Origin of the sequence: Nocardioides dokdonensis FR1436 (assembly GCF_001653335.1) — a bacterium.
Classification (GTDB): Bacteria; Actinomycetota; Actinomycetes; order Propionibacteriales; family Nocardioidaceae; genus Nocardioides; species Nocardioides dokdonensis.
Map to the genome: position 1 here is coordinate 1,739,507 of NZ_CP015079.1, position 14,740 is coordinate 1,754,246.

A 14,740-nucleotide genomic window follows, 5' to 3' on the forward strand; every position below is an offset into this window, starting at 1 on the left:
AGGTGCATCTGGTGGTCGGACGTGACCCACACCACTCCTCCCCTCGGGCTCCCAACGAGGTCGGTCGGGCCTCGACCTGGCTGGTGCTGCTGCTCGTCGTCGCGCTGGCGGCGGGTGCCGCGGCCTGGCGCCTCGACCTGGTCGACCCCGCGAGGGAGCGACTCGACGCCTGGTCCGAGCGGGTGCTGGGCGGCGAGGACGAGCCCGATCCGCTCGCCGACCCCGCCGCGGTGCCGCCGCCCCCGGGGCTGAGCCTGCCGGCGCTCACCGCACCGGGCCCGGTGGCCGATCCGCTCGCGGCGGGCGATGCGGCCGAGCTGAGCCCGACGGCGGTGCGCCGCGCGCTCGAGCGCCGGCTGGGCGAGCGGCGGCTCGGCAAGCGGGTCGCGGTCGCGGTCGCGGGCCTGTCCGGGGCTGCGGCGTACGAGCAGGGCGGTGCGCTCGTCCCCGCCTCCACCACCAAGCTGATCACCTCGCTGGCCGCGCTCGAGACCATCGAGCCGGGCACCACCTTCCGCACCAGCACCGTGCTGCGCGGCGACCGGCTCGTCGTGGTCGGTGGCGGCGACCCCTTCCTGATGCGGGCTCCCGACCGCCCCGGCACCACCAGCGTGCCCGCGCGCACCGACATCACCACCTTGGCCCGGCTCAGCGCCGAGGAGCTGCTCGAGCAGGGCGTGCGCAGGGTCCGGGTCGGCTACGACGACCGGTTGTTCTCGGGCCCGGCCTTCAACCCGCGCTGGCCCGAGACGTACGTCGGCGACGTGGTCGCGCCGATCACCGCGCTGTGGGTCGACGAGGGTCGACCCGAGTCCGGCTACGGCCGGGTGCCCGACCCCGCGGCCACCGCGGCGGCCGTCTTCGCGCAGGCCCTGGCCGACGCGGGCGTCCGGGTCCAGGGCAGCCCGTCCCGGGCGCCGGGGCGCGGCGAGGAGGTCGCCGCGGTCGAGAGCGCGCCTGTCGACGACATCGTCGACCGGCTGCTCCAGGTCAGCGACAACGAGGCGACCGAGGTGCTGCTGCGCCACGTCGGGCTCGCCACCGGTGGGAAGGGCAGCTTCGTCGACGGCGTCCGCGGCGTCGAGCGGACCCTGACGCGCCTCGGCGTCCCCGCCCCCGAGCGCCTGTACGACGGCAGCGGGCTGTCCCGCGAGAACCTGGTCAGCCCCGAGACGCTGGTCGGCGTGCTCCAGGCGGTCGTCGGCTCCGCCGCGGACGACCCGGTGCGCGCACTGCTCGGCGGGCTGCCGACGGCCGGCTTCAGCGGGTCGCTGACGCTGCGCTTCGACGACGCCCCGCCGGCGGCCGTCGGGGCGGTGCGGGCCAAGACCGGGACCCTCAGCGGGGTGAGCAGCCTGGCGGGCACGGCCGTGAGCCGCGACGGCGTACCGATGGTGTTCGCGCTGATGCTCGACCGGGTCAAGGCGGCCGACGAGGGGTACGCCGAGGCTGCGCTCGACCGGGCCGCCGCCGCGCTGGGCGCCTGTCGCTGCGCCCGCGCCGGCACCGGTTGACCCACCGGTCGAACCACCGGTCGAACCACCGGGGGTGGGTGGGGTGCTGGGCCCGGGTGAGTAGGTTCGGCCCATGACGACGAGCCCGCCGCAGATCATCGACTGGGACCTCGCCGTCCGGCTGGGCACCAGGCTCGCGGGCGACGGCCCCGCCATCAGCCGCACCGAGGCCGACAGCGCCGTGGCCGAGCTGCGGGCGGGTGCGCACCTGTCCACGCCGCTGGTCGCGGAGTTCACCGGGCTGCACGCCGACGCCGACACCGCCCCCGTGCTGGTCGTCGACCGCGCCGGGTGGGTGCAGGCGAACGCCGACGCGTTCAGCACCGTCCTGGCGCCCGTGGTGGCGAAGCTGATGGAGAAGAAGCCGCCCTCCGGGCTGTCGTTGGCGGTGGGCTCGCGGGTCACCGGCGCCGAGGTGGGCGGCCTGCTGGGCTTCCTGGCCTCGAAGGTGCTGGGCCAGTTCGACCCCTTCCACGACCCGGCGGGCCGGCTGCTGCTGGTCGCGCCCAACATCGTGCACGTCGAGCGCGAGCTCGAGGTGGACCCGACCGACTTCCGGTTGTGGGTGTGCCTGCACGAGGAGACCCACCGCGTGCAGTTCACCGCGGTGCCGTGGATGCGCGAGCACATCTTCTCCCTGGTCGAGCAGCTCAGCGGCACCATGGACACCGCCAGCCTCCTCGACGACGGCCTCGGTCGGATCAAGGCGGCGATCGCGGCCCGCGGCTCCGACGACACCGGTGGCGCGGACGGCCCCCGCGGCGGCGGGAGCCTGGTGGAGATGTTCAGCAGCCCCGAGCAGCGCGCGCTGATGGACCAGGTCACAGGCGTGATGTCGCTGCTCGAGGGCCACGCCGACGTCGTGATGGACGGTGTCGGGCCCGAGGTGATCGGCTCCGTGGACAGCATCCGCGCCAAGTTCGACGAGCGCCGCAAGGGGCTGGGCACCCTCGACCGGCTGGTGCGCCGGCTGCTGGGCCTCGACGCGAAGATGGCGCAGTACCGCGACGGTGCGGCGTTCGTGCGCGCGGTCGTCGACAAGGCCGGGATGAGCGAGTTCAACGCCGTCTTCGCCGGCCCGGAGAACCTGCCCAGCAAGGCCGAGATCCACGACCCCGACGCGTGGGTCGCCCGGGTGCTGTGAGGGGCCAGCTGTGAGGCTGCACCCGTCGGTGGCCGCGGTCCGCGTCGCCGTGCGCCGCGACCTCGAGGACCTCGACCCCGGCGCGGTCGTCGTCGTGGCCTGCTCCGGCGGGGCGGACTCGCTGGCCCTGCTGGCCGCGACCGTGCACGAGGCGCGCGCCGGCGGCTGGAAGGTGGTCGGCGCGACCGTCGACCACGGACTCCAGGACGGGTCGGACGCGCAGGCCGAGCGCGTGGTGGCGCAGATGGCGGCGCTCGGCGCCGACGAGACGCTGACGGCGCGGGTGCAGGTCGGCGCCGATGCCGGCATCGGCCCCGAGGCGGCCGCCCGTCGGGCCCGGTACGCCGTCCTCGAGCAGGTCGCCGACCACGTCGGCGCCGCGGCGGTGCTGCTGGGCCACACCCGCGACGACCAGGCCGAGACGGTGCTGCTGGGGCTGGCCCGTGGCTCCGGCGGCCGCTCGTTGGCCGGGATGCGTCGCCGCTTCGACCGCTACCGCCGCCCGCTGCTCGACGTCTCCCGCGACGACACCGTCACCGCCTGCCAGGTCGAGGGCATCGAGGTCTGGGACGACCCGCACAACCTCGACCCCGGCTTCGCCCGCGTCCGGGTGCGCCGCAGCGTGCTCCCGGTCCTCGAGGACCAGCTCGGCCCCGGCATCGCCGCCACCCTGGCCCGCACCGCCGACCAGCTGCGCGCCGACACCGACCTCCTCGACGACCTCGCCGAGGCGACGTACGCCGACCTGGTCACCGCCGAGGGCGCCCTCCCGGTCGAGGCGCTCGAGGGCGTCCCCGACGCGCTGCGCCGGCGGGTGCTGCGCCTGGTCGCCGTCGCCGCCGGCGCCCCGCCCGCCGAGCTGTTCCACGAGCACGTCCTGGCCCTCGACTCGCTGCTGACCCGCTGGCGGGGTCAGAAGTGGGTCGACCTCCCCGGGCACCTGCGTGGGGTGCGGCGGGACGGGCTGCTCGAGGTGACCCGGGCGACCTGACGCCGGGCCGGGGCAGCTCCCACGGGCGGGGGCCGGGCATGGGGTCGGGTGGTCTGGTCAGGTTCGCCCCGCGCGGCGCGCAGCACGTCCCGAGCGCCTGCGCTGGGGTCGAGGTAGTCCACCTGGAACTCGTGCCTCGTCCTCAGGTAGTCCGATCGTGCGCGCGAGCACCTCACCGGAGTAGCCCCCATGCGTGCCGGCATGACCGGAGCGGGCCAGGAAAAGACTGGGGCAGACGGGAGCCCCTGCGGGCTCTTTACTTTCAGGGTTCCAGCCCTGCTCGTCCTGCGGAGGACTCATGCGCTCGTCACCCCGTCGTTCCGGTCTGTCGGTACTCCTGTCACTGGTCCTGCTGCTCGGCAGCCTCCTCGTCGCCGGTGCGGCCGCGGCCGCCCCTTCGCCCGAGGCAGGCAACGGGACCCTCACGGGTTTCGCCCACGACCTCCAGGCACGCGGACTGGACGGGGTCACCGTCGAGGCCTTCGCCGTGGGGTCCGACCCGGACGTCGACCCGCCAGTGGGGACGACTGGCACGCCGTCCGAGACGGGGCGGGCCCCAGGGAACTGGTACCTGGAGCTGCCGCAGGGTGAGTACCGGCTCCGGTTCTCCGGCGCCGGGTTGCAGACCCAGTGGTACGGCGGCGGCGCTGGACGGGTCGTCCAGGTCGCCGAGGGGCTCATCGAGCGCCTGCCGGCAACCAGTCTCCGCGGCACCGCCACGGCGGTCGTGCACGGCACTGTCCACGACGACCTCGACCATCGAGCGGTCCACGACATCCTGGTCGAGGCCGTGGACGCAGACGGCCTCCCCGCGGCCTCGGCGTTGACCTACAGCAGCGACCAGTTCCAGAGCGACGGCTACTTCGCCCTGCACCTCGACGCCGGGACCTGGACGATCAGGGCCAGCGACCCGGACGGACGTGGCTACGAGCCCATCGAGATGGGCGAGGTCACGGTCGCGGCCGGGGAGGAGAAGAAGCTGGGAGACTTCCGCGTCTCCCGTCGCACCGGTCAGGTCGCGGTCTCGGTCGTCGACGGGCTCTCCCGGCCCCTGGCCCGTCCGCGCGTCAAGATCCGCGAGGTGCCCGGAGCGCCCTACTTCAAGGCGAAGGGCCGGGCGGACGAGGACGGCACCATCGTCTTCACGGGCGTTCCCGAGTCCACCGACAGCGTCACGGTGTGCGCCGACGCAGGGACGGGCTGGGTCTGCCTCGGCGGTGTGAGGAAGCGTCGAGCCGCCGAGACGCTGCACGTGGTCGGCGGGCAGACGACCCTCGCCGAGGTCGTCGTCGACCAGGTGCTGGTGACCGGGTCGGTCGTCGACCAGGAGGGGCGGCCCATCATGGGCGCGGACGTGGACATCATCTCCGTCGAGGGCGACTCCTACAACTGGGCCGGCAACGCACCCTCGGATGCCTCCGGCCGGTTCGCAGTCGCGATGCTCCGAACGGCCGACACGGCGTACACCGCCTGCGTGTACGGGCGGGCCTGGACCTGTCTCGGAGGCCGCAGCAACCCGGCCCGGGCGCACACCTTCACGATCCCGACCGACGTCGCGGAGCACGAGATCGCAGAGGCACTCGTGCTGGACAACCGGCCCCCGACGACAGTGACGAGCACGGTGCGGACGGTCGGCGGCAACAAGGTGGTCGCACCGATCCTGCAGGCGCTGCGGTGGGACGGCGACGAGTGGACTGCGGTGTCCGAGTCCGTGGGCGATGGGAGCGGCCGGGTGTCGGCCGAGCTGACGCAGGGCACCTACACGTTCCGTTTCCTCCGGGCCGGCTTCGCCCCGCTCGTCCTGGGCGGCGGCTCCGAGCTGCCTGGTGCACCGGTCGAGGGCTCGTCGGTCGAGGTCGGCGCAGACCCTGTCGATCTAGGAACCGTCCTGCTGCAGCCCCGACCCCGGACGTCGGCGCCGACGGGCGGCGAGTACGGGCCGGCCTACGACCACTGCCTGAGCAACTACCTGCCGCCCAACGATGACGAGTCCTCCGACGCTGTCGCCCTGCCGTTCGCGCTGAGCTTCTTCGGCCAGCCCTACAGCGACGTCTTCGTCAACAACAACGGCAACGTCACCTTCGGTGAGGAGCTCAGCGCCTACACGCCGTCGGCGTTCTCCTCCGACGCCGGGGGCGGCTACAGCGGTCCGCCGATCATCGCGCCCTTCTTCGCCGACGTCGACACACGCGGCGAGGGCTCCAACGTGGTCACCTACGGGGCGAGCCCCGACGGGTCGTCGTTCTGCGTGAACTGGGTCGACGTCGGCTACTTCAGCCACGCGACCGACCGGCTCAACAGCTTCCAGCTCCTGCTCACGCAGCGCAGCGGCGCCGAGTCGTCGGAGGGTGACTTCGACATCACCTTCAACTACGACCAGCTCCAGTGGGACATTGGCGAGGTCTCCGACGTCACCGCCCTCGCCGGCTTCACCGCGGGGACACCCGACGTCCCCGGGACGGTCATCCAGCTCGACGGCTCGTTGGAGCCCGGGGCGCTCCTCGACGACGGCCCCAACTCCCTGGTGGGCGGCACGCAGAACGCCGGCGACCGGCTGGGCCGCTATCTCTTCCCGGTGCGCAACGGCGAGGTGTCCCAGCTCCTCGGCGGGCTCTCGGGACAGGTCGTCGACGAGTCGGGCGACCCGGTCCCCGGTGCCCTCGTCGAGCCCTGCCGCGCAGTGTCCGGCGTCCTGCGGTGCGCGGGTGTGGTCCGCACCAACAGCGACGGCCACTTCACCTCCGTTGGTCTCCCCGAGGGCAGCTACCAGCTGAGGGTCAGCCCTCCCGCGGGATCTGCCCACTTCCCGACAACGGCGTCGGGCACCGTGGTCCGTGGGGTCACCACCGCCCTGGAGTCGCCCGTCCTGCTGACGCGGCCCCGCCCCGCTCCCGCGGGCGTCGAGCTCGGCAACTCTCCCGGCGCCGATCCCTGGTTGCCGGCGCCCTACATCGACCAGAACGGGGTGTACGTCGTGCACTACCGCGCGCCGCTGGACCTGGTCGTCGAAGGCTGTCCCGGCGTGGCCGACCCGGCCTGGAGCCTGGTCGTCGAGGGAGTCGAGCGCAGCGCCGGCGTCCTCGTGGAGTCCGCGCCGGGGGTGTACAGGGCCACCGTGCCCAGCGCCTACCCCGAGCATGGCGAGGCCACTCTCACCACGACGGTCCTGGCCACTTGCGACGCCACGCGGCCGGTCGTGTTCGACCTCTACATCGACCCGTCGGGCGTGGTGACCGACCAGTACGGCCAGCCGCTCGACGCGGTGCGCACCGAGCTGATGCGTGCAGACACCGGCGCCGGGCCGTTCACGCCGGTCCCCGACGGCAGCGCCATCATGTCGCCGTCGAACCGGGTGAACCCCGACGTCACGAGTGCAGACGGCGTCTTCCGGTGGGACGTCCTGGCCGGGTACTACCGGGTCGACGCCACGAAGGCAGGTTGCACGCCGACCTCGACGGCCGAGATGGAGGTGCCGCCGGAGCGGCTGGACCTGCTGATCAAGATGACCTGTGCGGCCGCTGCGGTGACACCGCTCGTGGCCCCCGAGGTGCAGGGCGTGCCGGCGGTCGGGACCGTGCTGACGGCGACGGCGGGCACCTGGCCCGGCGCGCTGGTCCCGACCCGGGTGGAGTGGCTGCGCGGGGCGACCGTGGTCGGTACCGATCCGGCGTACACGCCGGTCGCGGCCGACGCCGGCCGGACGCTCACGATGGTCCGCTACGCCAAGCGGCCCGACTACCTGCAGGAGAACCGAGCCGATGGCGCCCGGGTGAGCTTCGAGGAGGCGCGCTTCGAGCTGCCGGTCGCAGTGCCGGCCGCGCCCGGTGGCGGTGGCGGTGGCGGTGGCGGTACGCCGCCCCCGGCCGCGGCGCCGGTGAACACCGTGGCCCCGAGCATCGGCGGCGACGCCGAGGTCGGCGGCGCCCTGACGGCCCAGCCGGGCACCTGGGACACCGAGGGTCTGACCTTCGCCTACCAGTGGATGCGCGACGGCGAAGCCATCGCCGGCGCCACCGCCTCGGGGTACACCGCGACGAAGGACGACCTGGGCCGCTCGGTGAACGTGCGGGTGACCGCCAGCAGGACCGGTCGTACCGATGGCACGGCCATGGCCAGCCCGGTGGTGGTCGCTGCGGGTGGTGCACCGACGGTGGTCACGGCTCCGAAGATCAGTGGTGAGCCCGTGGTGGGTGGGCTGCTGAGCGTCTCCGAGGGGACGTGGAGCGCGGAGGGCCTGTCCTTCGCCTACCAGTGGACCCGCGACGGTGAGCCGATCGCCGGCGCGACCGGGGCGACGTACACGCTCGGTGCGGCGGACAAGGGCACTCTGGTCGGGGTGCTGGTCACGGCCTCGAGGGCTGGGTACGCCGACGGGTCGGCGGTCGCCGAGGGCCTGGCGGTCCCCGGTGACGAGCAGCCGGAGGAGCCGGTGTCGTCGAAGACCAAGGTCAAGGTGCTCGACAGGCCCGTGCGGGCTGACGAGCGTGCCCGGCTGAAGGTCGTGGTCCGCACGGTCGGTGAGGTCGTGCCGACCGGTGTCATCGAGGTGACGCTGGTGGGCGGCAGGACGCTGACCCGTGACCTGGACGCCGACGAGGCAGGCGTGCAGAAGCTCAAGCTGCCGAAGCTGGCGGCGGGCAAGTACCGCGTCAAGGTCCGCTACCTGGGCTCCGAGGACGTCGAGGCGTCCAAGGCGCAGGTGCTGCGGGTGCGGGTCAAGCCTGCGAGGTCGGGCACGAGGGCCATGCGTGCCGACCGTCCCGGAAGGAGCATGGTCGACCTCTGGTGATCCACCCTGCAGGGGCCGGACCGTTCGTCGGTCCGGCCCCTGTGGGATGCCCCTTGTCCTCGTTTGTTCACCCGGGTGAACAAACGCGAGGAAGGGGGTGTGGAGAAGCAGCCCGGCAGCGGGCCGACCTGTCGGCGGACGGTGGTGGTGTCGGCGCATGAGACCCAGGAACGAGTGGACCCGCAGCGCCGACGTGGCCGATGCGATCAACGCCCTCCTGCTGCAGCAGGGGCTCGGTGCGCCGAGCCAGCGTGCGATCGCCGCGCAGACCAGGCTGAGCCCCGGCACGCTGACCTACGAGTACGGGAGCCGGGCGGACATGCTGCGGCTGACCGGGATCCAGGTGGGACGTGACCACGCCCGGATCTGGGCGGACCGGTGCTACCGGGCCCGGAGGTCGGGGGAGACCGGGCTCGACGCGCTGCTGCCCCGCGACGAGCTGGACCTCGAGCACGAACGGCTGTGGGGCGCCTGGCGCGAGCTGGCCCCGCGATGACCGACGGCCACGAGGCATGGACGGCGTCGCGGGCCCGTGCGGCGCTGGCCGCGCTCGGTCCGAGACCGAGTGCGCACCCGTCCTGTCCCGCCCCTTAGGCTCCTCACATGGACTCTGCCCACGTGGAGCACGACCTCGTCAACGTCCTCTTCACCGAGGCCCAGATCCAGGCCCGGCTCAAGGAGATGGCCGCCCAGATCGAGCAGGACTACGAGGGCGAGGAGCTCCTCATCGTCGGCATCCTGCGCGGCGCGGTGATGGTGATGGCCGACCTGGCCCGCTCCTTCACCCGCCACCTCGAGATGGACTGGATGGCGGTGACCTCGTACGGCTCGGGCACCAAGTCCAGCGGCGTCGTGCGGATCCTCAAGGACCTCGACACCGACATCTCGGGGCGTCACGTCGTGATCGTCGACGAGATCATCGACACCGGCCTGACCCTGTCCTGGCTGACCTCGAACCTCACCAGCCGCAACCCCGCCAGCGTCGAGATCGCCACCCTGCTGCGCAAGCCCGAGGCGCTGCAGATGCCGGTCGACGTGAAGTACGTCGGCTGGGACATCCCCAACGAGTTCGTCGTCGGCTACGGCCTGGACTACCGCGAGAAGTACCGCAACCTGCGCGACATCGGCACCCTCGCCCCGCACGTCTACTCCTGAGCAGCGCCTGCCGGGGCCCCCTGATCACCAGTCGCCTGCGAGAATGAGCCGGACGACGGTGTGTACCGCCGTCCGCCCGTTCGAGCCCCCAGACGAGAGAAGTCCGTGAAGCGCATTGTCAAGGGTCCCTGGCTGTGGATCGTCGTCGCTGTCGTCGGCGTGCTCCTCGCCCTGCAGTTCCTGGCCCCCAGCAGTGGCGGCGACGAGATCCCTGCCTCCGAGATGACCGCCCACATCGAGGCGGGCGAGGTCGAGTCGATCACCTTCGTCGGGGGTGACCAGGAGATCCGCGCGACCCTCGACGAGGGCGTGCGCGAGGACGGCGCGGAGGTCTTCAGCTACTGGGTGCAGGGCACCCAGACCCGCCTCTACAACGAGGCGCAGGCGCAGGTCGACGAGGGCACCATCGAGGAGCTCAAGACCGAGATCTCGCGGCCCAGCGCCCTGAGCTCGTTCCTCTTCTCGTTCCTGCCTCTCATCATCATCTTCATCGTCTTCCTCTGGCTGCTCAACAACATGCAGGGCGGCGGCGGACGCGGCGTCATGCAGTTCGCCAAGTCCAAGGCCAAGCTGATCACCAAGGACATGCCGAAGACGACGTTCAACGACGTCGCCGGCTGCGTCGAGGCCATCGAGGAGCTCGGCGAGATCAAGGAGTTCCTCCAGGAGCCCGCCAAGTTCCAGGCCGTCGGCGCCAAGATCCCCAAGGGCGTCCTGCTCTACGGCCCCCCGGGCACCGGCAAGACGCTGCTCGCCCGCGCCGTCGCCGGCGAGGCCGGCGTCCCGTTCTACTCGATCTCCGGCTCCGACTTCGTCGAGATGTTCGTCGGCGTCGGCGCCTCCCGGGTGCGCGACCTGTTCGAGCAGGCCAAGGAGAACGCCCCGGCCATCGTCTTCATCGACGAGATCGACGCCGTGGGTCGCCACCGCGGCGCCGGCATGGGCGGCGGGCACGACGAGCGCGAGCAGACCCTCAACCAGCTGCTCGTCGAGATGGACGGCTTCGACGTGCGCGGCGGCGTCATCCTGATCGCCGCCACCAACCGACCCGACGTGCTCGACCCGGCGCTGCTGCGCCCGGGCCGCTTCGACCGCCAGATCCAGGTCGACGCCCCGGACCTCGCCGGACGCCACCAGATCCTCCAGGTGCACAGCCGCGGCAAGCCGATGTCGCCCGACATCAACCTGCTCTCGGTCGCTCGTCGTACGCCGGGCTTCACCGGCGCCGACCTGGCCAACGTGCTCAACGAGGCGGCCCTGCTGACCGCACGGGAGAGCGAGAAGCTCATCACCGACGCCTCCCTCGACGAGGCCATCGACCGCGTGATCGCCGGCCCGCAGCGGCGCACCCGCCTGATGAGCGAGAAGGAGAAGCTGATCACGGCCTACCACGAGGGCGGCCACGCCCTCGTCGCGGCGGCGCTGCCGGGCAACGACCCGGTGCACAAGATCACGATCCTGCCGCGCGGGCGGGCCCTGGGCTACACGATGGTGCTGCCCGACGAGGACCGCTACTCCCAGCCGCGCTCGCAGATGCTCGACCAGCTCGCCTACATGCTCGGCGGGCGGGCCGCGGAGGAGCTGATCTTCCACGACCCCACCACCGGCGCCGGCAACGACATCGAGAAGGCCACCAGCCTGGCTCGCGCGATGGTCACGCAGTACGGCATGACCGAGCGCCTCGGGGCGATCAAGCTCGGCGACTCGAACTCGGAGCCGTTCCTGGGCCGCGACATGGGGCACCAGCGCAACTACTCCGAGGACGTCGCGGCGATGGTCGACGACGAGACCAAGAAGCTGCTGCAGGCCGCCCACCAGGAGGCCTTCGACATCCTCGAGGAGAACCGCGACGTGCTCGACCAGCTCGTGCTGGTCCTGCTGGACAAGGAGACCCTCGACAAGCAGCAGATCGCCGACGTCTTCGTGCCGCTGCGCCGCCGCTCGGTGCGTCCGGCCTGGACCGGCTCGCCGGACCGCCAGCCCTCGCACATCCCCGCCGTGGAGATCCCGGAGGAGATCCGCGAGCGCGCCCGCGTCAACGGTGCCGCCGAGACCCAGCGCAACGACCGGGGCCCCGGCCACGACTACGGGCAGGGTGGCGGCCCGGACGGGCCGGGAGCGATCATCACGCCCCCCGGAGCCGACGGCGACGTGCACGGCGGTACGCCGGGTGCCGGCGGTGCGCCGGGCGGCCCGTCCACCCCGCCGGGTCCTCCCGACGACTCGTGGCGGCCGTGACCGACCCGGTCACCGTGGCGGAGCGGGATCCGGGGGACATCCCGGACTTCGACCACGCCCGGGCCGAGGCCGCGGTGCGTGAGCTGCTGCTCGCGATCGGGGAGGACCCCGACCGCGAGGGCCTGCTCGAGACCCCGGCCCGGGTGGCCCGGGCGTACGCCGAGACCACCGCCGGGCTGCGGATGCGGGCCGAGGACGTGCTGACCACGACCTTCGACCTGGGTCACGGCGAGATGGTCCTGGTGCGGGACATCGAGCTGTGGTCGATGTGCGAGCACCACCTGGTGCCCTTCACCGGGGTCGCGCACGTCGGCTACATCCCCGCCGAGTCCGGCAAGATCACCGGCATCTCCAAGCTGGCCCGGCTCGTCGACGTCTACGCGCAGCGCCCGCAGGTCCAGGAGCGGCTGACCACCCAGATCGTCGAGTCCCTGATGCGGATCCTCGACGCGCGCGGTGCCGTGGTCGTCATCGAGGCCGAGCACCTGTGCATGACGATGCGGGGGGTCCGCAAGGCCGGCGCCCGCACGATCACCTCCGCGGTGCGCGGCACGATGCTCACCGACCAGGCGACGCGCGCCGAGGCCATGGCCCTGATCCACGGCACCACCCGCTGAGCGAGGGGTCGACCCGATGATCCCTGCGCCGGCCGTCCCGCTGGGCGTCCCCCTGGGGCGCCCCCGGGTGATGGGCGTCGTCAACGTCACTCCCGACTCCTTCTCCGACGGCGGCCGGTACGCCGCCCCCGCCGACGCGGTCGCCCACGGGCTCGCGCTGCTGGACGAGGGCGCCGACCTGCTCGACATCGGCGGCGAGTCGACCCGGCCCGGTGCGACGCGCCCGCTGGTGGCCGAGGAGCTGGCCCGCGTGGTGCCGGTGATCCGCGAGCTGGCCGACGCCGGGGCGGTCGTCTCCGTCGACACGATGCGCCACGAGGTGGCCGAGGCCGCGCTCGAGGCCGGCGCCGTGGTGGTCAACGACGTCTCCGGCGGGCTCGCGGACCCGGCCGTGCTCGAGGTCGTCGCGGCCGCGGGTGCGACGTACGTGGCGATGCACTGGCGCGCCCACAGCGACCGGATGCGCGACTTCGCGGTCTACGACGAGGCCGGCGGTGTCGTGGCCGCGGTCTGTCGCGAGCTGGAGGAACGGGTGGAGGTGATCCGGGCCGCCGGCGTGGCCGACGACCGGATCGTGCTGGACCCGGGCCTGGGCTTCGCCAAGACCCCCGCGCACAGCTGGGCGCTGCTGCGCGACCTCGACCCGCTGCTGGCCCTGGGCCACCCTCTGTTGGTGGGCGCGAGCCGCAAGTCGTTCCTGGGCTCGCTGCTGGACTCCTCGCGAGCCGGCAGGGGCGGACCCCGCCCCGTGGGGGAGCGGGAGGCCGCCCACCTGGCCGTCGTGCTCGAGCTGGCCCGAGCCGGCGTCTGGGGGGTGCGGGTGCACGACGTACGGTCGGCACGCGACGCCCTGGCCGTCTGGGCCGCACTGACGCAGGAGGAGGGACCCCATGACTGACGAGATCTCGGTCCTCGGCGTGGAGTGCTTCGCCCACCACGGGGTCCTGGAGCACGAGAAGCGCGACGGCCAGACCTTCGTGCTCGACCTCACCCTGGGCCTGGACACCGCACCCGCGGCCGCCTCGGACGACTTGCGCGACACCGTCGACTACGGAAGTCTCGTGGCCGCGGTCAAGACCGCGGTGGAGCGCGACCCCGTCGACCTGATCGAGACGGTGGCCCAGCGGATCGCCGATGTCTGCTTGTTGCACGATCGTGTTGAATGGGCCCGGATCACGGTCCACAAGCCGCACGCCCCCATCCGCGCGACGTTCTCGGACGTCACGCTGACGATCACCCGGAGACGCGAGGACTCGACGTGACTGAGACCCCCAACCCGCACATCATCAACGCGGACACCCTGACCGGTGAGATGCGCCCCATCCGCCGGGTGGTCCTGGCCCTCGGGTCGAACCTCGGCGAGCGGATGTCCATGCTCCAGGGCGCGGTCAACGCGATCGCCGACACCCCGGACGTCTGGGTCACCGGCGTCTCGCCGGTCTACGAGACCGAGCCGGTCGACGCCCCGGAGGGCTCGCGCAACTACCTGAACGCGGTCGTCCTGGCCGACACCACGCTGGCCGCCAACCGGCTGATGGACCGTGCGCTGGCCATCGAGGACGCCTTCGAGCGGGAGCGCAGCGAGGTCCTCAACGCGCCGCGCACCCTCGACGTCGACCTGATCGTCGTCGGCGACCGGCGCAGCAACGAGCCGCACCTGCGCCTGCCGCACCCGCGCGCCGCCGAGCGCCCCTTCGTGCTCAAGCCGTGGTTCGACCTGGAGCCCGACGCGAGCCTGCCCGAGCGCGGACCGATCGCCGACCTGCTCGCCGAGACCGGCCTGGACGGCATCACGCTGCGCGAGGACCTCACGCTCGCGGTCGAGTGAGCGAGCCCGAGGGCCGGCTCACCCCGACCTCGCCCGCCGCGCTGACCGCGGCAGTGGTGCTCGGTCTGGTCCTCGGCTGGCTGGCGCGCCCGGTCACCACGGCGTGGCTCGGCTCGGCGCCGGTGGTCACCTGGGTGCAGCCCGCGCTGCTGGCGCTGGTCGCGCTCGTCGTCGGGGTCACCGCGCGGCACACCCACGTCAGCCTGCAGCAGCGGCGCGAGCCGATGGAGCCGCACCGCGCGGTCAACCGGCTCGCCTTCGGTCGCGCGAGCGCCTACGCCGGCGCGCTCGTGGGCGCCGGGTACGCCGGCTACGCGCTGTCCTGGCTGGGTCTGAGCGCCGAGCTGGCGGGCCAGCGGATGCTCTGGTCGGGGCTGGCCGCCCTCGCCGGTGTGGCCGTCGTCGCGTGCGGGCTGGCGCTCGAGCGCGCGTGTCGCGTGCCTGAGGACGATCCGGACGCCTAG

Annotated in this window: 12 protein-coding genes; all 12 read left to right on the top strand. The window is 72.9% G+C overall.

Going from position 1 to position 14,740, the window contains the following annotated elements; all coding sequences use genetic code 11:
- Nucleotides 1-11: 11 nt before the first annotated feature.
- The 12 genes from dacB to I601_RS08275 all read left to right on the top strand — a co-directional run bounded on the left by dacB (nt 12) and on the right by I601_RS08275 (nt 14,740).
- The gene (dacB, locus tag I601_RS08220) at nt 12-1,514 is read left to right on the top strand and encodes a D-alanyl-D-alanine carboxypeptidase/D-alanyl-D-alanine endopeptidase (RefSeq protein WP_068108099.1); all 1,503 of its coding nucleotides are present in this window, start codon (nt 12-14) and stop codon (nt 1,512-1,514) included.
- 73 nt (nt 1,515-1,587) lie between these two features.
- Nucleotides 1,588-2,658, top strand: a complete 1,071-nt coding sequence (locus tag I601_RS08225; protein WP_068108101.1) for a zinc-dependent metalloprotease — start codon at nt 1,588-1,590, stop codon at nt 2,656-2,658.
- A gap of 10 nt (nt 2,659-2,668) precedes the next feature.
- Complete coding sequence (gene tilS / locus I601_RS08230) at nt 2,669-3,649, top strand: tRNA lysidine(34) synthetase TilS (protein ID WP_068108104.1); 981 nt, start codon at nt 2,669-2,671, stop codon at nt 3,647-3,649.
- Between the two features lie 298 nt (nt 3,650-3,947).
- Entirely contained in the window at nt 3,948-8,438 is a 4,491-nt protein-coding gene (locus tag I601_RS08235; RefSeq protein WP_068108106.1) for a carboxypeptidase regulatory-like domain-containing protein, read from the top strand.
- A 157-nt stretch (nt 8,439-8,595) separates the two neighbouring features.
- On the top strand, nt 8,596-8,934 hold the full coding sequence (locus I601_RS08240) for a hypothetical protein (RefSeq protein ID WP_068108108.1): 339 nt from the start codon (nt 8,596-8,598) through the stop codon (nt 8,932-8,934).
- 107 nt (nt 8,935-9,041) lie between these two features.
- The gene (gene hpt / locus I601_RS08245; RefSeq protein ID WP_068108110.1) at nt 9,042-9,593 is read left to right on the top strand and encodes a hypoxanthine phosphoribosyltransferase; all 552 of its coding nucleotides are present in this window, start codon (nt 9,042-9,044) and stop codon (nt 9,591-9,593) included.
- A 105-nt stretch (nt 9,594-9,698) separates the two neighbouring features.
- Entirely contained in the window at nt 9,699-11,831 is a 2,133-nt protein-coding gene (gene ftsH, locus I601_RS08250; RefSeq protein ID WP_068108112.1) for an ATP-dependent zinc metalloprotease FtsH, read from the top strand.
- Entirely contained in the window at nt 11,828-12,448 is a 621-nt protein-coding gene (gene folE / locus I601_RS08255; RefSeq protein WP_068114592.1) for a GTP cyclohydrolase I FolE, read from the top strand. The genes ftsH and folE overlap by 4 nt, the downstream gene beginning before the upstream one ends.
- A 16-nt stretch (nt 12,449-12,464) precedes the next feature.
- Nucleotides 12,465-13,346 (top strand): dihydropteroate synthase, encoded by an 882-nt coding sequence (gene folP / locus I601_RS08260; RefSeq protein ID WP_068108116.1) that lies wholly within the window; start codon nt 12,465-12,467, stop codon nt 13,344-13,346.
- The gene (folB, locus tag I601_RS08265) at nt 13,339-13,710 is read left to right on the top strand and encodes a dihydroneopterin aldolase (RefSeq protein WP_068108118.1); all 372 of its coding nucleotides are present in this window, start codon (nt 13,339-13,341) and stop codon (nt 13,708-13,710) included. Before folP ends, folB begins: the two co-directional genes overlap by 8 nt.
- Nucleotides 13,707-14,276 carry a 2-amino-4-hydroxy-6-hydroxymethyldihydropteridine diphosphokinase gene (gene folK, locus I601_RS08270; protein ID WP_068108119.1) on the top strand — a complete coding sequence of 190 codons (570 nt, stop codon included), beginning with the start codon at nt 13,707-13,709 and terminating at the stop codon, nt 14,274-14,276. Before folB ends, folK begins: the two co-directional genes overlap by 4 nt.
- A complete protein-coding gene (locus tag I601_RS08275) occupies nt 14,273-14,740 on the top strand; it encodes a DUF3180 domain-containing protein (RefSeq protein WP_068108121.1) in 468 nt (155 codons plus the stop codon). Before folK ends, I601_RS08275 begins: the two co-directional genes overlap by 4 nt.

Bases quoted from the DNA above. Each gene is read 5' to 3' on its own strand.
- I601_RS08225 (WP_068108101.1), top strand. From the start codon at position 1,588: ATGACGACGAGCCCGCCGCAGATCATCGACTGGGACCTCGCCGTCCGG.
- folB (WP_068108118.1), top strand. From the start codon at position 13,339: ATGACTGACGAGATCTCGGTCCTCGGCGTGGAGTGCTTCGCCCACCAC.
- hpt (WP_068108110.1), top strand. From the start codon at position 9,042: ATGGACTCTGCCCACGTGGAGCACGACCTCGTCAACGTCCTCTTCACC.
- I601_RS08235 (WP_068108106.1), top strand. From the start codon at position 3,948: ATGCGCTCGTCACCCCGTCGTTCCGGTCTGTCGGTACTCCTGTCACTG.
- I601_RS08240 (WP_068108108.1), top strand. From the start codon at position 8,596: ATGAGACCCAGGAACGAGTGGACCCGCAGCGCCGACGTGGCCGATGCG.
- folP (WP_068108116.1), top strand. From the start codon at position 12,465: ATGATCCCTGCGCCGGCCGTCCCGCTGGGCGTCCCCCTGGGGCGCCCC.